This window comes from Flagellimonas amoyensis, from assembly GCF_003058265.1.
GTDB lineage: Bacteria > Bacteroidota > Bacteroidia > Flavobacteriales > Flavobacteriaceae > Flagellimonas > Flagellimonas amoyensis.
Genome location: NZ_QBUK01000006.1, coordinates 118764 through 135923 on the forward strand (window position 1 = coordinate 118764; position 17160 = coordinate 135923).

The following is a 17160-nucleotide window of genomic DNA, read 5'->3' on the forward strand; positions in this document are numbered from 1 at the left end:
TTAAGCTGTTTCCGTTTTTAATGAATCAACCTCATCCGAATTTTTTGGATATATGGTGGCTGTCTTCAACCTTTTCAATCTCTTTTTGATGTTACCCCTTACCACATAGTGGTCAATGGTCGGCGCGAACACGTTCATCAGCAAGATGGCCAAGAAAACACCTTCTGGATATCCTGGGTTGAACACCCTGATCATTACGGACAATAGCCCGATAAAGAATCCATAGAACCATTTGCCCCTATTGGTCTGTGAGCCGGTCACGGGATCCGTGGCCATGAACACGATACCGAAGGCCAATCCGCCCACCAATAGATGTTTCCAGAAGTCAAAGCTCATCAATTCGTAGAACTTACTGTATTCGGGCAACCAACCTGCTTCCACAACACCATTGAAAATCAATCCCATGGTCAAGGCCCCTATTACGGCACTTACCATGATACGCCATGATGCTATTTTTGAAAAGATCAGGAACAAGGCACCCAAAAGGATCAACAGTTTGGAGGTTTCCCCAACAGACCCAGGAATGAATCCATAGAACATATCCGATAGGGTATAGCTGATCTCCGAAGCGTTTCCTTGCGCCAAGAAGCCCAATACGGTCTCCCCGGAAATGGCATCAGCCGTACCGGCCCTATCCACAGCTCCGTGCACCCAAACCTTGTCCCCACTCATCCATGTTGGATAGGCAAAGAACAAAAAGGCACGAATGGTCAATGCCGGGTTGAGGATGTTCATCCCTGTACCCCCGAACACTTCTTTTCCGATGACCACACCGAATGCAACGGCAATGGCCAGCATCCAAAGTGGGGTATCCACAGGTACGATCAATGGCACCAACATTCCGGTCACCAAATATCCCTCTTCCACTTCGTGGCCCTTGATCACCGCGAACAAGAACTCAATGGCAAGACCCACACCATAGGATACGATCACCAAAGGAAGTACGGTGACCAATCCCAACCAGAAGTTGTCCCAGGTCAAGAAATGCTCAAAAAGGTCAAAATTTTCCGGAAATCCGTTGATGGCCGAGTAATGCTGGTATCCTGCATTGAACATACCGAACAACAAACAGGGCACCAAGGCCATGATCACGGTATTCATGGTACGTTTCAAATCGTCGGCCGCCCTTACGTGTCCACCACTGTGCGTGGTGTCGTTCGGCGTATAAAGAAAGGTATGCAAGGCGTTGAAGGCAGGAGCCATCTTTTTGCCCTGATACTTTAACTTAAGCTGATGTAATTTTTCTTTCATGCCCATATTATCCAAGTTCTTTTTGCAACAAATCCAAGCCTTCCCTGATTATTTGTTGGTGCGGTTGTTTTGATATGCAGATAAATTCGGTCAACGAGAAATCTTCGGGAGCCACTTCATAGAGGCCCAATTGTTCCATCTCGTCCAGATCCTTCACCATACAGGCCTTTAGCAGTTGAAGCGGGTAGATATCCATAGGGAACACCTCTTCATACTGGCCTGTTACCACAAAAGCCCTGTGCTCACCATTGGTATTGGTGTTCAGGTCGTATTTCTTTTTGGGCATCAACCAAGAAAAAGTCAAGGCCCTAGTGGTAGAAACTTTATTGAAAATTGGCTTGTTCCAACCAAATAGGTCGTAATCATCACCCTCAGGAATCGCCGTCACGGTATTGTTATAAAAGCCCAAATGACCTTCTGTGTGGGTCTTGGTCCCGGTCAGCACATCTCCATTGATCAACCTGAAGCGATCTTCTTTCACACCACTTGCATACAAAAAGGTGGAAATCTCAGCACCTATCTTGGTCGTGTAGTATTTAGGGGATTTGATGATAGATCCTGCAAGGGCGATGGTCCTTTCGGCATTGAACTTCCCGGTCAAGAGCAGTTCACCCAAGATCAAAAGGTCTTGGGGAGATATGGTCCATACCACCTCTCCTTTGTTCACGGGGTCGATCTGGTTGATCTGCGTACCCACCAATCCAGCAGGATGGGGACCCGAAACCTTGTGAAGTTCTATTCCTTTGATATCCACAAAAGGAGATCTGCTGGACCTTCCTATGGATACATGTATCTTACCCGGTGTCAACTTGCCCAAGGCAGTGATCGCCACCTGTAGTTCCTGCTCCTTATCCTTCAGCACATAATCCACATCTGCAGCCAAAGGGGCCGTAGCGTGGGCAGAGATAAAGATGGCCTTGGGGGTCACGTCCGGATCAGCAATGACGTCATAGGGACGCTGCTTGATGAACGGCCAACCACCACATTGCAACAAAAAATTCTTGATTGCAGGAGCCTCGGCAGTGTCCAGATCGGGCACTTTGTTGATCACATAATCCTGCGTTTTGTCCGCAAGGATCTTGAGGGTTAAAATCTTTCTTCTTGCACCACGTACAATCTCCACCAATTCACCGCTCACAGGGGACACAAAGTGCATTTCCTCTTTGTTCTTGTTGTAAAAGAGGGGCTCGCCCGCTTTCACTTCTTCCCCTTGTTTCAACAACATTTTTGGCGTGATTCCGTGGAAATCATCTAGGTTTAGGGCATAAACGTTACTGGTAACGGCTTTGGAAGTAGTCTGCTCTGCTGCCCCGATGAGGTTGATATCCAACCCCTTTCTAATCCGGATGTCTTTAGACATATTGTTGTAGACCTTTTGTTATCAAAATCGGTCGCAAATTTAGCACTTAAAGGATTGTTTTCATAATAATTGTCCATAAAAATGGGATTATATCGACCTAAATTCCTTAGACCCACTTTTTGTTTAACTTTGCCACAAATACGAGCCCTAAATGCGCATTTTGTCCAGACTGTTTTTCCTGCTTTTTTTGGTAGACGGCATTTTTGCCCAAGTGCAGGAAGAGGTAAATCCTCCAGAGAACATCAAGACCATCATTTTCAAGGGTCCCACGGAGGATCAGTTTCCCATTATACAATTAGGGGAATCCATGACCTTGGAGTTTGATGACCTGACCGCCAGCGAACAGGACTATTACTACACCATCATACACTGCGATTACGATTGGACCCCTTCCCAATTATTGAAATCGCAATACCTGTCGGGGGCCGACAACCAGCGCATCATCGACTACGAGAACAGCTACACGACCCTGCAGCCCTACTCCAACTACCGATTGACCATTCCCAATGAGAATGTGGACCTGAAGGTAACCGGCAATTATGTGCTGGAGATCCACAATAGCTATGGGGAACTCCAGTTTTCACGAAGGTTCGTGGTGTACCGCGATGCCGTTACCGTGGCAGGCGTGGTCAAACGCTCCAGGGACTTTAACTATTTGAACGAAAAACAAGTGGTACAGTTCACCATCAACACGGGAAGCTTTCCTGTGGTGAACCCCAAAAACGAAGTAAAGGTGGCCATTCTCCAAAACCATTTTTGGCCCACGGCCCTCTTCAACATAAAGCCCCAATTTACCATTGGTACGGAGCTGGTCTATAAATATGACAAGGAAACCGCTTTTTTTGGCGGGAACGAGTTCCTGAACTTTGACACAAAAGACCTTCGCTCCCCCACTTTTGCCATATCAAGGATAGAAATGGGACAGGTCTACAACCACTACCTGTTCACGAACGAATACCGCCACGACAGACCTTACACCTATTTCCCCGACATCAACGGCGATTTTGTGGTGCGCACCTTGCAGGGCGAGGATGTTTCCAGGGAGGCCGAATATTCCAAGGTGCATTTCAGCCTGCCCTACTCCAACCAAATTGGACTGGACAATGTGTATGTGACCGGAAAGTTCAACAACTATGCCCTCGAAGAGGAAAACAAAATGACCTACAACGAGGAAAGTGGGAAGTTTGAGCTTACACTGATGATGAAACAGGGGTTTTACAATTTCAGGTACGAGGTGGAACGCCAGGACGGTACCGTGGAACCCAACTTTGTGGACGGAAACTTCCACTTTACGGAGAACAATTACCTGATCTTGGTCTATTACAGGGATTTTGGCGATATGTATGACAGTATAATAGGTATAGGCTCCGTCAATTCTGCAACTATCAGCAATTAATTATCTTTAGACCCATAACCCAACCAAAAACCACCCATGGGAAAAAAAGGCAGCTTGATCAGCAAAGGCCGTTATGAACTCAGGTTCCGGGGCGTTGAATGCCTCAACTGTGGCCACCCATTGGACATGAGCGATAGGTACTGCCCCAGCTGCTCACAGGCCAACAGCACCAAAAAACTGACCTTGAGGGATTTTTTTGACGAGTTCATGTCCAGCTTGTTCAATTACGATTCCAAGCTGTTCAAAACCCTTTCCATACTGCTATTGAGGCCCGGTGACATCACCAGGGACTATATCGAAGGAAAAAGGATCACCTACACCAACCCTTTTCGGTTTTTGCTGAGCTTGGCCTTCATCTACTTTTTGATGTTCACTTTCAACAATGAATTTTCAGACCTCGATAAGGCCGCCCGATCTTTCGATGGGAACATCAACGGAAACTCACCTGTTTCCTACAACATAAAGTCAGGGGACGTGACGGTGGACAGTGTGAAATTGAAACAGCAGGCCGAGACCGTTTTGAAATCCCTCGACTCCATTGAGCAGTCCAACTCCAATATTTCTTTTGGCCTGAAAAAGTACGATTCGATACGGAACTCCGACCCTGAATTGGCACGCTCTTTCAGCATGTTGGACTCCCTCTCCCACTTGAAGAACCAAAAACCAAAGGTGAACAAGGATTCGTTGATGGAGGCTAACCCTACCCAATATTTTGACAGCATCAGCAATCCAAAGGGCGTGAATGCCTTTTCGGACAAGGTGGAATTTTTTGTGCACATGATCAAAAAGGACACCCTGTTCTCCTTTGACCAAGCCAAGGAGAAGTACACCATTGAAAGTACGATGTCCAACAAAATGGCCTTCAATGCCTCGAATAATTTTTTGACCATCTTACAACGGCCCAGCATCTTCTTGAAGAACACCATTTCCAAGCTGCCGTTTGTCATTTTCTTCTTCATGCCGCTGTTCACCGTCTTCATTTGGCTGGTGTACATCAGAAAAAAATACACCTACACCGATCATCTTATTTTTAGCTTCCACAATCAGTCTTTGTTGTTTATCTTGCTCATCCTTAGCCTGCTGATCGACATGGCTTTTAACATATCGAGTGCATGGTTCTTTGTATTGGTTTTCAGTATTTACCTCTACAAGGCAATGCGTCGGTTTTATGGGCAGGGAAGGTTTAAAACCATTGTGAAATATCTCTTTCTGAACACTACATTCATGATATTGGCATTCTTCATGGCGCTGTTGTTGTTCACGGGAAGCGTTTTTATCTATAACTAACTTATGTTCACTCAAGTCACCAAAGGGATAAAGGTATCTGTGCAGACCAGTTTTGAGGGCACTTTCTTCAAAAATTACAGGATGCACTATGCCTTCGGATACACCATTACCATAGAAAACCTAAGTAAGGACACGGTGCAGCTCACCGCAAGGCACTGGGACATTTTTGATGCCCTGAAGGATCTCGAAACGGTGGATGGTGAAGGTGTGATCGGCAGAAAGCCGGTCATCAAACCCGGAAAATCCCACACCTATAGTTCAGGGTGCTTGCTGGCATCGCCCATTGGGGCCATGAAGGGCCACTATCATATGGTGAATTTCACCAATTCCCAAGAGTTTGAGGTGGAGATTCCCACGTTCAAGTTCGCTGCCCCCTTCGCCATAAACTAGGCCGCACTTCCTTTCCAAATCGATTTTGCTTTTAGTAACTTTGTTGCCACTGTGTAATAAATATTCTAACAAAAATTAAAAGCAAACATGGGAAAAGGATTTTTTCAAGTTCCAACCGCAGTCAACGAGCCGGTAAAAAGTTACGCCCCGGGTAGTCCGGAGCGCGAAGAAGTATTAAAACAGTACGAGACCTATTACAATGGAAAGGTTGAGGTTCCTCTTTATATTGGCAGTGAAGAGATCAAGACCGGAAACACCAGACCCATGTCCCCTCCGCACGAGCACAAACATGTTGTGGGCCACTATCACCTGGCTGAGAAAAAACATGTGGAACAGGCCATCGCCAATTGTATGGAGTCCAGAAAGGCCTGGGCAGACCTTACCTGGGAACAGCGTGCCGCCATTTTCCTGAAGGCAGCCGAACTCATCGCAGGCCCTTATCGCGCCAAGATGAACGCCGCGACCATGCTGGCCCAATCAAAGAACATCTATCAAGCAGAAATTGATTCCGCTTGCGAAATTGTGGACTTCTTGAGGTTCAACGTGGAATACATGGCGCAGATCTATTCCGAGCAGCCCGAATCGTCCGAAGGGATATGGAACCGTGTGGAATATAGGCCACTGGAAGGCTTTGTGTACGCCATTACCCCGTTCAACTTTACCGCCATTGCCGGAAACCTTCCGGCCAGTGCCGCGATGATGGGCAACGTAGTGGTCTGGAAACCCAGCGACAGCCAAGTGTTTTCCGCCAAGGTCATTGTTGACGTTTTCAAGGAAGCGGGATTGCCCGATGGGGTCATCAATGTGATCTATGGCGATCCGGTGATGATTTCCGACACCTTGTTGGCCAGTCCAGATTTTGCAGGAATCCATTTTACGGGATCCACCCATGTCTTCAAAGAACTTTGGAAACAGATCGGGAACAACATCCACACCTATAAAACGTACCCTAGGATCGTTGGTGAGACCGGAGGAAAGGACTTCATCATAGCACACCCTACCGCCAAGCCCCAACAAGTGGCCACGGCCATTACAAGGGGTGCCTTTGAGTTTCAGGGACAAAAATGTAGTGCGGCCTCCAGGGTCTATCTCCCCAAATCCACAGCAAACGAAATCTTGGATTTGGTGAAAGCGGATGTGAATTCTTTCAACAAACCCGGCTCTCCTGCCGATATGAGCAATTTCATCACCGCGGTGATCCACGAGGGCTCTTTTGACAAACTGGCGAAGTACATCGATCAGGCCAAGGCCGATAAGGATGCCGAGATCGTTGTGGGCGGCGGGTACGACAAATCTGTGGGATACTTTGTGGAACCTACCGTGATCTTGACCACCAATCCAAAGTATGAGACCATGTACACCGAACTTTTCGGACCTGTTGTGACCGTTTATGTGTATGAGGACAAGGATTGGAGCAAAACATTGGAATTGGTGGACGGCACATCCGAATACGGGTTGACCGGTGCCGTGTTAGCCAAAGACCGCTACGCAATTGACGAGGCCACAAAAGCATTGCAGAATGCTGCAGGTAACTTCTACATCAACGATAAGCCTACTGGGGCCGTTGTGGGCCAACAGCCATTTGGTGGCGCAAGGGCATCAGGAACCAATGACAAGGCCGGTTCCATGCAGAACCTGCTTCGTTGGGTTTCCCCTAGGTTGATCAAGGAGACCTTTGTGACACCGGAAAATTATCGTTATCCTTTTTTGGGATAATTAATTTTGCAGTAGATTTTGATGATTGAAGACAAAGGACCGTCAGTTCGAGTTTTTTCACTTTTGAAAAAGTATCGAGAACCAGGTCCGACTCAGTGAAATTTTGATTCTCGACCTGCCTGCCGGCAGGCAGGTACAATTTTTCTTTGCCCTGCCCAGAAAAATCACTCGAATTGACAAATTTCCATCAAAATAAACTTTGCATTTTATTGATTAAATTCATGGCCATTATTCCTTTGGAATAGTGGCTTTTTTTCATCCTTTAAACCCTACAAAATGCCGAGACCCTATATGTTGGCCGAGACCAATTGGAAACATTTGAAAGACGAATCCTTTGATTTGGCCGTCCTTCCTTGGGCCGCCACGGAAGCGCACAACTACCACCTCCCCTATGCCACGGACACCATTGAAGGCACGGCAATCGCCGAGGAATCGGCAAGACTGGCCTGGGAACATGGCAGCAAGGTCGTGGTGCTCCCCACCATTCCTTTTGGGGTGAACACGGGACAATCCGATATTTATTTGGACATGAACCTCAACCCAAGCACCCAATTGGCCATCTTGAAGGACATCGTCAGTGTTTTGGACAGACAGGGCATCCATAAATTCATGATTCTCAACAGTCATGGCGGCAACAATTGGGAGGCACTGGTACGGGAATTGGGGCTTCTCTTCCCCAAAATGTTCATCTGCGTGACCAATTGGTTCAAAATGGTGGAAAAAAAGGACATTTTTGAAAACACCGGTGACCATGCCGATGAAATGGAAACCAGCCTTATCCTTCATTTAGCTCCGGAACTGGTACTTCCCAAAGAGGATTGGGGGGATGGAAAAGAACTCAAAAACAAAATCAAGGCTTTTTCCGAAGGTTGGGCCTGGACCGAACGCCCTTGGTCCAAAATAAGCGCCGATACGGGCGTCGGCGACCCATCCAAAGCGACCGCCGAGAAGGGAAAAATGTTTTTTGACGCCATTTGCACAAAAATGGCCAAGCTGTTCATTGATATTGCCACAGCGGACATGGAAAATCTATATGAATGATTGCTCAATGGGCGCTATTCCACTAAAAACCATCAACCTACCCACAATTTAAATGTAAAATTAACGTTAAGTAATTGTTACTTGAATGTAACTTTAGTAATTTAACGGTTTAAATCATTTAGTCATGAAAGAACGAATCAATGCATGGGGAAATTTGATGATCAAGAAATATGACCGTATGTGGCAATATGCCAAGGACTATTCAAGAAAGTGCAAACGTGTCTACGAACGGATGTACAGCATCTAATGACTTCCCTTGAATTTTTGCGGTAGATAGACCACCTTCTTGGTCTCAAAAAAATCCTCTTCGAAATACTCCTTCAGATCAAAGGTCTGAATGGTGGTGTAATCTTTTAGCTCTTCAGTAAGGTCCCCGCCTTTGAGGTAAAGTATGCCATTTTTCCGCTCGTGCGATGAATCCTTTTTGATCTTGCCTTTGGTCCAGTGCACAAAAGTGGGCATTGCTGCCACGGCCCTGCTCACAATAAAATCATATTGGCCCGGCAAATCTTCTACCCTGGTATGGACGGCAGTAACGTTCTGGAGTTTCAGCCCATCAACTACTTCCTGCACTACTTTCACCTTTTTTCCAATAGCGTCCACCAAGGTGAACTCCACATTGGGGAACAAAATGGCCAACGGTATCCCAGGAAATCCCCCACCGGTCCCTACATCCAATATCTGACTGCCCTCATTGAAGGTCTGGATACGGGCAATACCCAAAGAATGGAGCACATGGCGAAGGTACAGCTCGTCAATGTCCTTTCGGGAAACCACATTGATCTTGGTGTTCCAATCCTTGTACAAAACCTCCAACTCCTTGAAATGCTCCTTTTGCTGATCGGTGAGCGTCGTAAAATATTTGAAAACCAGGTCCGCATTCATATCCCTACTGTTAATTTTGGCAAAATTAATACTTTTAAAGACCTTAACACCGTTCTAACAGGTAGTTGTTGACCTTAAAAGGTCAATATTGGTTACCTTTGTAAAAATTTTTTTTATGGATAAGAATACCGTCCGGTTTTCAAGAAAGGATTCTGCACAGTTTTTTAAGACACTGAACAAAAGAGTGAACGAATACTTCAATGAAAATGACCTCAAAAAAACCGGAAACTGGAAACTTCACCTCAAGACCATAGTGATGTTTGCCGTTTTTTTGACCCCCTACTTTTTAATGTTGACCTTGAACCTCCCTTTTTGGGGCTATCTTTTACTTTCCATCACCATGGGGGTAGGTATGGCCGGTGTGGGCATGAACGTGATGCACGATGGCAACCACGGCTCCTACTCCAACAAGAAATGGGTGAACAAGATTATGGGAAGCAGCATCTATATCTTGGCAGGTAACGTCTACAACTGGCAAGTACAGCACAATGTACTTCACCATACCTACACCAACATCCACGAACACGATGAGGACATGGAAGCGGGTAGGATCCTAAGGTTCTCCAAACATGCCGAGTGGCAAAAGCACCACAGGTTCCAACACTATTACTCCATCTTCCTATATGGGCTGCTTACCTTCAACTGGGCCATCACTACGGATTTTCAACAGATGTACCGCTACATGAAGCGCAAGCTCAGTTATGGAAAACTTCCCAATCCGGTCGTTAACTGGAGTACTTTGGTAATCACCAAGATCATTTATTTGACCATATGGATCGTACTTCCCCTTATTTTTGTGGAAATCGCTTGGTGGCAAGTACTTCTTGGGTTCTTCATTATGCACTACGTGGCCGGTGTGATCCTGAGCGTCGTATTCCAATTGGCACACATTGTGGACCATGCGGACACCCCTCTCCCTGACGAGGAGGGCAACATGAAGAACACTTGGGCCATCCATCAGTTGTTCACCACCGTAAACTTCGGCACCAAGAACAGGATAGTGAACTGGTTCACGGGAGGATTGAACCACCAAGTGGAGCATCACATTTTCCCGAACATCAGCCATATCCACTACACAAAAATTTCCAAAATTGTGAAACAGACGGCCAAGGAGTTTAATTTGCCCTACAACGAATATAAAACTACCAGAAAAGCTATAATTTCGCACTTCAAACATTTGAAGGAACTGGGCAAAAACCCAGCACTTCAGTACCAGTAAAACAAGCATATCACATGAGCAACCATCTATCTGACAGGATCCAGAACATGTCCACGTCAGCAACTTTGGCCATGGCGGCCAAGGCAAGGGAGTTACGAAATGAAGGCAAGGATATTATAGGGTTGAGCTTGGGAGAGCCCGACTTCAACATCCCCGATTTCATAAAAGAGGCCGCAAAGCAGGCCATTGATGAAAATTATAGCAGCTATACCCCAGTGGATGGGTATCCCGAGCTAAAGAAGGCCATCACCCTCAAATTCAAAAGGGACAATGGCTTGGACTATGGACCCAACCAGATCGTGGTTTCCACAGGGGCAAAACAATCCCTCTACAATGTGGCCATGGTGGTGTTGAACCCTGGGGACGAAGTGATTCTTCCTGCGCCGTATTGGGTAAGCTATAGCGATATCGTGAAATTGGCAGAAGGTGTCCCCGTTGAAGTCCCAACCGGCATTGAAACGGATTTCAAAATGACCCCAGAGCAACTGGAAGCCGCCATTACCCCAAAGACCCGCATGTTTTGGTTCAGTTCACCTTGCAACCCCAGTGGTTCGGTGTACAGCAAAGCGGAGTTGGAAGGTTTGGCCGAGGTCCTGAAAAAATACCCGGACATCTATGTGGTATCCGATGAAATCTACGAACATATCAATTTCACCAAAGGTGGACACGTCAGTATTGCCGGAATCGACGGAATGTATGATAGAACCGTGACCGTGAACGGTGTTTCCAAGGCCTTCGCGATGACCGGATGGCGAATTGGATATATTGGAGCTCCAGAGTGGATTGCCAAGGGCTGCAACAAACTACAGGGACAGGTGACCAGTGGTGCAAATTCCATTGCACAGCGCGCCGTGATCACCGCTTTGGAAGCGCCCGTGAGCAAAATCCAGTTTATGATCGATGAGTTCCACAAGCGAAGAGATCTTGTCCTCGAATTGTTGGGCGAAATCGATGGGTTCAAACTCAATGTCCCCGAGGGCGCTTTCTATGTGTTCCCCGATATTTCCGCATTCTTCGGAAAAACATTGAAAGGGACCACCATCAACAGCGCTGAGGATTTTGCGTTGTATTTGTTGGAACATGCCAATGTGGCCACGGTAACTGGCGAAGCATTCGGAAACCCCAACTGCATCCGTATTTCCTATGCGGCTTCGGAAAAAGAATTAAGGGAAGCCATTGCCCGTATCAAGGCTGTGGTGTAATTATAGGGATTTATGCTGAACTCGGTTCAGCATCCTTTCCTTGTTTTGGAAAAATTGAAAATGAAATCCTGAAAACCAGTCCAGGAAAAAAGTTTCGACCAAAACCGAACTTAGTGCAGAAACTTCTTGACAACCTCAAGAGGTTTTTTGTTTTTAGGTCTTTTTCCAGAAATATGGGGTAAGGACAATGAGCACGGTGAACAGTTCCAAACGCCCCAACAACATCAAAAAGCCACACCACCATTTTCCTGCCGAGGGAAGGCTATTGTAATTGCTCACAGGGTTCAGGTCACCGAAGGCCGGGCCCACGTTGCCCAACGAAGAGGCAGCACCTCCAACTGCGGAGATAAAATCAAGGCCCAAAAATCCGAGTACCAAGGAGCCTATGATAAAAAGCAACATATACAGCACGAAGAAGGCGATCACGTTGTACACGATATGCTCGGTAACCGTCTTTTCATTGTAGCGCACAGGAATGATCGCATTGGGGTGCAAGGTCCGTTTGAACTCCAAAATGCCATTTTTGATAATGATCAGGTGGCGCATCACCTTGATGCCCCCTGCCGTAGATCCTGCTGAGCCTCCGAGGAACATCAACCCAAAAAAGAAAACGGTCAAAAAGGGTGTCCATGCGGTAAAATCGGCAGTCACAAAACCTGTTGTGGTGATCACGGCCACTACCTGAAAAAGGGCGTGCCTAAAGGCACTCTCCGCCTCGCCCCAGACCATGGGGTGAAATTCGGACACGGCAACATCAGCCTTAAAATAGACCCCCAATGCCGCCAAAATACTAAAAATCAACACAAAACCCAGGTAATATTTAAACTCCTCATCCTTCAAAATGCGCTGCACCCTTCCCGTGAATGCAAAATAGCTCAATACAAAATTGCTACCCGCCAAAAACATGAAAAGGATGGTGATGTACTGTATGATGGGTTGGTTGTTCCAATAGGCCAAACTGGCATTTTTGGTGGAAAACCCTCCTGTGGACATGGTCGCCAAAGAATGGTTGATGGCATCAAAAAAGGTCATCCCCGCCAGTTTCAACAACAGGGTCTCCAATACAGTATAACCGAAATAGATAAGCCAAAGTCGTTTGGCCGTGTCCGTGATTCTAGGGTGCAGTTTGTCACCGCCCGGACCAGGGGCCTCAGCAGCGAACAACTGCATGCCCCCTATGCCCAACAAGGGCAATATGGCAATCGCCAGCACAATGATCCCCATTCCGCCGATCCAGTGGGTAAGGCTCCGCCAAAGCAAGATTCCTTCGGGGAGGGCCTCAATATCGTCCAAAATGGAGGACCCTGTAGTGGTATAACCTGAAATGGTCTCAAAAAAAGCATCGGTAATGGAAGGGATCGACGCTGAAAAAAGATAGGGCAACATCCCAGAAATGGACATCACGATCCACCCGAAGGTCACCACGATATAGCCCTCTTTTCGTTTCACCTCTTTCTTATGCCCCCTGGTATAGAACATGGCCATGATCCCAAAAAGCATGGTGACAATGGCGGCAAGGGCAATGTCCAAGGTGGCACCATCCTTATATATGGCACTGGCAAAAGCGGCCAAAAGCATGAAAGAGCCGTTACAAAGGAGCAAAAGCCCCATAATATGGATAATGATTCGTGTGTTCAGCCTCATTATAGGAACAGCTTTTCTATCTTGGGTATGGCCTTGGGCAGGCAGCAGACCACCACTTTGTCCCCTTGGGCTATCCTAAAATCACCCAGGGCGATGATGCCCTCTCCATTTCGGATCACCCCTCCTATGCTCGCTTCTCGTGGAAAGTTCAGTTCTTTGATGATCTCCCCGTTCACCAGTGAGGTCGCTTTTACCTCAAACTCCAATATTTCCGCATTGAGGTTGTTGAGGCGGGTCAACGCCAGCACTTCCCCTTTTCGAATGTACCGAAAAATGCTGTTGGCGGCCAACAGTTTTTTATTGATGAGCGTATCCACACCAATGGAATGCGACAACTGGAAATAATCCATGTTCTCCACCAGGGCAATGGTCTTTTTTATCTTTTTGTTCTTGGCCACCAGACAGGACATGATGTTGGTCTCCGAATTTCCGGTGACGGCGATGAAGGCATCCATGGACTCAAGGCTCTCCTCTTCCAAAAGCTCCACATTTCTTCCATCCCCGTTGATGACCAACGCATGGGGAAGTTCATCGGCAATGTCGAACGCCTTTTCCTTGCTCTTCTCTATCAGTTTTACATTGAATTTTTTACTGCACAGGTCCCGTGCGGTCTTGAAACCAACCTTGCTCCCGCCTAAGATCATCACGTTCTTGATCTCCTGTTTCTGCATGCCGGTGAGTTTGTACAGTTCCTCCACCCCTTTGTCCGAAGTGATGAAATAGACCTGATCTCCCTCCTTGAAAACGGTATCCCCACGCGGAATGAGGGTGAATTGGGTGCCCATACGTTGCAACGCAATGGGCATGAAGTGCAGTTCCGGGAAAATACGGGCAGCCTCCTTGACCATTTTACCCACAAAGGGTGCGGTCTTGGGCAGGATAACACCAAACATGGTCAACAGACCCCCTTCAAATTCATAGGTATCGTTAAAGGCCGACTGGTTCAGCATCAACTGTATTTCCATGGCGGCAAGGCGTTCGGGCGAGATAAGCTCATCGATCCCCAACTCCTCAAACTTGAGAATGTCCCGATTGTCCATGAATTCCGTATTGGATATTCGGGCCATGGTCCTTTTGCAACCCAATTGTTTGGCCAACAGGCAAAGGGTAAGGTTCGTGGTTTCCGAGGCCGTGACCCCGATCACCAAATCTGAACCATCCACATCGGCATCCTGCAACACTTGGATGGAAGTGGCATCCCCCCTCAGGACACGAATGTCCAAATGGTTGTCCGCATAGGACAGTTTCTCCTTGTCCGTGTCGATCAATGTAATATCTTGGGCCTCATAGGACAAAAGTTTTGCCAAATGAAAGCCTACCTCACCAGCTCCTGCAATAATGATCCTCATTGATTAGAATAAGATGTGTTTCCAAATAATTCCAACTTGTACGCCACAAAATGGTGATTGAAGTCTAAATGACATACTGTTAACATAATACGGAAAAGTTTCCGCTATTCCTCGGCAAAATTACACAAATATTTTTGTCTTCCTCCCAGATGGCTAAGTTGTATATTTGCCAGCAAATGAAAGCCATGTCAGAAAAAGTGACCCCTTATAAAGAATCCGGTCTTGGAAAAAAAGAGCAGGTAAGGCAAATGTTCGACAACATTTCCGAAGATTATGATGGACTCAACAGGGTGATTTCCTTTGGCACCGATATCAAATGGCGCAAGCGCATTGTCTCCTATTTAAAGGAAAAATCCCCTAAAACCATTCTGGACATCGCAACCGGGACCGGTGACCTTGCCATAGCCCTGGCCCCAACGGGTGCCGAGAAAATCATTGGCCTGGACCTCTCCCCCGGGATGCTGGAAGTGGGCAAGGAAAAGGTTTCGAGAAAAAAACTACAGGACACCATCGAGATGGTGGTGGGCGACAGCGAGAACCTTCCTTTTGAGGACAATTCCTTTGATGCCGTGACGGTGGCCTTCGGGGTCCGAAACTTTGAAAACCTCGAAAAAGGACTGGAAGAAATACGAAGGGTCCTGAAAAAAGGGGGAAACTTGGTCATATTGGAGACTTCGGTACCCACAAAGACCCCGTTCAAGCAAGGATACCGCATCTACACCAAATACATCATGCCCACCATTGGCAAGATCTTCTCCAAAGACCGTTCGGCCTACACCTACCTGAGCGAATCGGCATCAGTTTTTCCACATGGGCAGGCCTTCAACAATATTTTGGCCAAAATTGGGTTTATAGGAATAGAGAACAAACCCCAGACATTGGGAGTAGCCTCCATCTATGTCGCCACAAAATAGTTTGATGAAAAACGTCCTTATCCTGTTTGGGCTGCTGATCCTGGCAAGTCCAAAATCCAATGCACAATTTGGGGAAGACCCCATTCTCAACCTTCAGAACGAGGACAAGAGATTTTTGAACTGGGGGTATTATCTGGGTTTCAACCAATATGATTTTCAGTTCGAGTACAAGGACGATGTGGGCCGGGATGTCTTGGTCGACAAGAGTTTTGGTTTCAATGTAGGTCTGATCGGCGAGTTGCGGATCAACGAATTTCTGGATGCCCGCTTTGAGCCGGGCCTTCTGTATACCGCACGTACCCTAGGATTCCCTGGCTTTACCTCACAGGCCGATGCCATCCGCGAAGTACGCTCCACTTACATCCGCTTTCCCCTTTTGCTGAAGGCCAGTACCAAAAGGATCGGCAACTGGAAACCCTTTATCGTGGGCGGTGTCTACACTTCGATGAACCTTGGGAGCAAAGAAGACAGTCTGGACGACAACAGCAGTGGGGAGTTCCGTATGAAGAAAAACGTCTATGGCTATGAATTGGGCTTCGGCATTGATTTTTACACGGAATATTTCAAGTTCTCGCCTTCCATCAGGGGCGTTTTTGCACTTACAGACGAACTTGTGCCCGACAACGACCCCAACAGTCCATGGACAGGCAACATCAATGCCATGCGGACGCGGGGCATCTTCATCAACTTCACGTTTGAATAAATCTGGATTATTGAATATTATTTAGACTTCAGCAAGTCAAACAATCCAACCATTTAAAAATCCAGCTACCTCCTTATCTCATTCAGAAGTATCGCGGTAGCCGTGGCCACATTCAAGCTTTCGGCAGTGTCGCCACCAAACTGCGGAATGGAAATGCGCTCTGTGACCAACGCACCCACTTCATCGGAAATGCCATTGGCCTCATTGCCCATCACCAAAATACCTTTGGAAGGAAGTGATTTCCCATACACTGGTTCACCATCCATAAAAGCACCAAGAACAGGTTGATCGGCACTTTTTAAAAATTCATGAAGCGGAGTATAAACGATGTTTACCCTTGCTATGGAACCCATAGTGGCCTGAAGCACCTTCGGGTTGTAACAATCCACCGTGTCCTCCGAACATACCAATTGTCCGATCCCAAACCAGTCGCACAAGCGTATGATGGTCCCCAAGTTGCCCGGATCGCGCACGGCATCTAAGGCCACTACCCAGTCCGACACTTCAATTTTTAAGGGTTTGGGCATATGAAAGACCCCCAGCACCCCATTGGGCTGTTTCAAACTGCTCATCTGTTTCAGAATGGCCCCGGAAACAAGTTCCGTTTCCCCAAGTCCACTCCCCTTCCATGTCCCGTCCACAAAAATTTTGAACGGTGCCACGCCTGCCTGTAGCAACTCTTTCACCAACTTTTCCCCTTCCACCACAAATAGGGCGTGTTGAGATCGGTACTTTTTTTGCTTTAGGTTTACAACTAGTTTAATTTGGTTTTTTGTAACCATCTAAATCGTGTATTTTTGACG

16 protein-coding genes are annotated in these 17160 nt (G+C 47.0%); 10 read left to right on the top strand and 6 right to left on the bottom strand.

All coding sequences use genetic code 11. From position 1 onward, the window contains the following. Both DB398_RS09965 and DB398_RS09970 read right to left on the bottom strand, forming a co-directional pair. Positions 1–1257: an NADH:ubiquinone reductase (Na(+)-transporting) subunit B gene (locus DB398_RS09965; RefSeq protein ID WP_108424245.1), complete on the bottom strand. Its 1257-nt coding sequence runs from the start codon at positions 1255–1257 to the stop codon at positions 1–3. A gap of 1 nt (position 1258) precedes the next feature. After that, a complete protein-coding gene (locus DB398_RS09970) occupies positions 1259–2611 on the bottom strand; it encodes a Na(+)-translocating NADH-quinone reductase subunit A (RefSeq protein ID WP_108424246.1) in 1353 nt (450 codons plus the stop codon). 151 nt (positions 2612–2762) lie between these two features. Between DB398_RS09970 and DB398_RS09975 the strand changes: the two genes are divergently transcribed. The 6 genes from DB398_RS09975 (at position 2763) to DB398_RS18630 (ending at position 8688) form a co-directional block, all read left to right on the top strand. Continuing rightward, on the top strand, positions 2763–4007 hold the full coding sequence (locus tag DB398_RS09975; protein WP_108424247.1) for a type IX secretion system plug protein: 1245 nt from the start codon (positions 2763–2765) through the stop codon (positions 4005–4007). Positions 4008–4043: 36 nt separating this feature from the next. Continuing rightward, positions 4044–5294 (top strand): DUF3667 domain-containing protein, encoded by a 1251-nt coding sequence (locus DB398_RS09980; protein ID WP_108424248.1) that lies wholly within the window; start codon positions 4044–4046, stop codon positions 5292–5294. 3 nt (positions 5295–5297) lie between these two features. After that, complete coding sequence (gene apaG, locus DB398_RS09985; RefSeq protein WP_108424249.1) at positions 5298–5684, top strand: Co2+/Mg2+ efflux protein ApaG; 387 nt, start codon at positions 5298–5300, stop codon at positions 5682–5684. Between the two features lie 87 nt (positions 5685–5771). Further along, positions 5772–7400, top strand: coding sequence for an L-glutamate gamma-semialdehyde dehydrogenase (gene pruA / locus DB398_RS09990; RefSeq protein WP_108424250.1), 1629 nt, complete (start codon positions 5772–5774; stop codon positions 7398–7400). A 276-nt stretch (positions 7401–7676) separates the two neighbouring features. Then, a complete protein-coding gene (locus tag DB398_RS09995; protein ID WP_108424251.1) occupies positions 7677–8441 on the top strand; it encodes a creatininase family protein in 765 nt (254 codons plus the stop codon). Positions 8442–8565: 124 nt separating this feature from the next. Then, complete coding sequence (locus DB398_RS18630; RefSeq protein ID WP_262497742.1) at positions 8566–8688, top strand: hypothetical protein; 123 nt, start codon at positions 8566–8568, stop codon at positions 8686–8688. Here DB398_RS18630 and rsmG read toward each other — a convergent pair. Next, positions 8685–9326 carry a 16S rRNA (guanine(527)-N(7))-methyltransferase RsmG gene (gene rsmG / locus DB398_RS10000; protein ID WP_108424252.1) on the bottom strand — a complete coding sequence of 214 codons (642 nt, stop codon included), beginning with the start codon at positions 9324–9326 and terminating at the stop codon, positions 8685–8687. The two genes, DB398_RS18630 and rsmG, sit on opposite strands and share 4 nt — an antisense overlap. A 115-nt stretch (positions 9327–9441) precedes the next feature. On the opposite strand from rsmG, the gene DB398_RS10005 reads away from it, so the two are divergent. Further along, positions 9442–10545 (top strand): fatty acid desaturase family protein, encoded by a 1104-nt coding sequence (locus tag DB398_RS10005; RefSeq protein ID WP_108424253.1) that lies wholly within the window; start codon positions 9442–9444, stop codon positions 10543–10545. A 14-nt stretch (positions 10546–10559) separates the two neighbouring features. Then, on the top strand, positions 10560–11747 hold the full coding sequence (locus DB398_RS10010; RefSeq protein WP_108424254.1) for a pyridoxal phosphate-dependent aminotransferase: 1188 nt from the start codon (positions 10560–10562) through the stop codon (positions 11745–11747). Positions 11748–11900: 153 nt separating this feature from the next. On the opposite strand, the gene DB398_RS10015 is transcribed toward DB398_RS10010, so the two are convergent. Both DB398_RS10015 and trkA read right to left on the bottom strand, forming a co-directional pair. Beyond that, a complete protein-coding gene (locus tag DB398_RS10015; RefSeq protein ID WP_108424255.1) occupies positions 11901–13391 on the bottom strand; it encodes a TrkH family potassium uptake protein in 1491 nt (496 codons plus the stop codon). After that, positions 13391–14740: a Trk system potassium transporter TrkA gene (gene trkA / locus DB398_RS10020; RefSeq protein WP_108424256.1), complete on the bottom strand. Its 1350-nt coding sequence runs from the start codon at positions 14738–14740 to the stop codon at positions 13391–13393. The genes DB398_RS10015 and trkA overlap by 1 nt, the downstream gene beginning before the upstream one ends. Positions 14741–14925: 185 nt before the next feature. Here trkA and ubiE point away from each other — a divergent pair, with 185 nt between their 5' ends. Next, positions 14926–15654 (top strand): bifunctional demethylmenaquinone methyltransferase/2-methoxy-6-polyprenyl-1,4-benzoquinol methylase UbiE, encoded by a 729-nt coding sequence (ubiE, locus tag DB398_RS10025; RefSeq protein WP_108424392.1) that lies wholly within the window; start codon positions 14926–14928, stop codon positions 15652–15654. Between the two features lie 4 nt (positions 15655–15658). Further along, positions 15659–16357, top strand: a complete 699-nt coding sequence (gene porT, locus DB398_RS10030) for a type IX secretion/gliding motility protein PorT/SprT (protein WP_108424393.1) — start codon at positions 15659–15661, stop codon at positions 16355–16357. A 65-nt stretch (positions 16358–16422) separates the two neighbouring features. Here the strand turns inward: porT and DB398_RS10035 are convergent, their stop codons facing one another. Then, positions 16423–17139 (bottom strand): TrmH family RNA methyltransferase, encoded by a 717-nt coding sequence (locus DB398_RS10035; RefSeq protein ID WP_108424257.1) that lies wholly within the window; start codon positions 17137–17139, stop codon positions 16423–16425. Between the last annotated feature and the right edge of the window lie 21 nt (positions 17140–17160).

Bases quoted from the DNA above. Each gene is read 5' to 3' on its own strand.
- DB398_RS09970 (WP_108424246.1), bottom strand. From the start codon at position 2,611: ATGTCTAAAGACATCCGGATTAGAAAGGGGTTGGATATCAACCTCATC.
- rsmG (WP_108424252.1), bottom strand. From the start codon at position 9,326: ATGAATGCGGACCTGGTTTTCAAATATTTTACGACGCTCACCGATCAG.
- DB398_RS10010 (WP_108424254.1), top strand. From the start codon at position 10,560: ATGAGCAACCATCTATCTGACAGGATCCAGAACATGTCCACGTCAGCA.
- DB398_RS18630 (WP_262497742.1), top strand. From the start codon at position 8,566: ATGAAAGAACGAATCAATGCATGGGGAAATTTGATGATCAAGAAATAT.
- pruA (WP_108424250.1), top strand. From the start codon at position 5,772: ATGGGAAAAGGATTTTTTCAAGTTCCAACCGCAGTCAACGAGCCGGTA.
- DB398_RS10005 (WP_108424253.1), top strand. From the start codon at position 9,442: ATGGATAAGAATACCGTCCGGTTTTCAAGAAAGGATTCTGCACAGTTT.
- DB398_RS09965 (WP_108424245.1), bottom strand. From the start codon at position 1,257: ATGGGCATGAAAGAAAAATTACATCAGCTTAAGTTAAAGTATCAGGGC.
- DB398_RS10015 (WP_108424255.1), bottom strand. From the start codon at position 13,391: ATGAGGCTGAACACACGAATCATTATCCATATTATGGGGCTTTTGCTC.
- DB398_RS09980 (WP_108424248.1), top strand. From the start codon at position 4,044: ATGGGAAAAAAAGGCAGCTTGATCAGCAAAGGCCGTTATGAACTCAGG.
- trkA (WP_108424256.1), bottom strand. From the start codon at position 14,740: ATGAGGATCATTATTGCAGGAGCTGGTGAGGTAGGCTTTCATTTGGCA.
- porT (WP_108424393.1), top strand. From the start codon at position 15,659: ATGAAAAACGTCCTTATCCTGTTTGGGCTGCTGATCCTGGCAAGTCCA.
- apaG (WP_108424249.1), top strand. From the start codon at position 5,298: ATGTTCACTCAAGTCACCAAAGGGATAAAGGTATCTGTGCAGACCAGT.
- ubiE (WP_108424392.1), top strand. From the start codon at position 14,926: ATGTCAGAAAAAGTGACCCCTTATAAAGAATCCGGTCTTGGAAAAAAA.
- DB398_RS09995 (WP_108424251.1), top strand. From the start codon at position 7,677: ATGCCGAGACCCTATATGTTGGCCGAGACCAATTGGAAACATTTGAAA.
- DB398_RS09975 (WP_108424247.1), top strand. From the start codon at position 2,763: ATGCGCATTTTGTCCAGACTGTTTTTCCTGCTTTTTTTGGTAGACGGC.
- DB398_RS10035 (WP_108424257.1), bottom strand. From the start codon at position 17,139: ATGGTTACAAAAAACCAAATTAAACTAGTTGTAAACCTAAAGCAAAAA.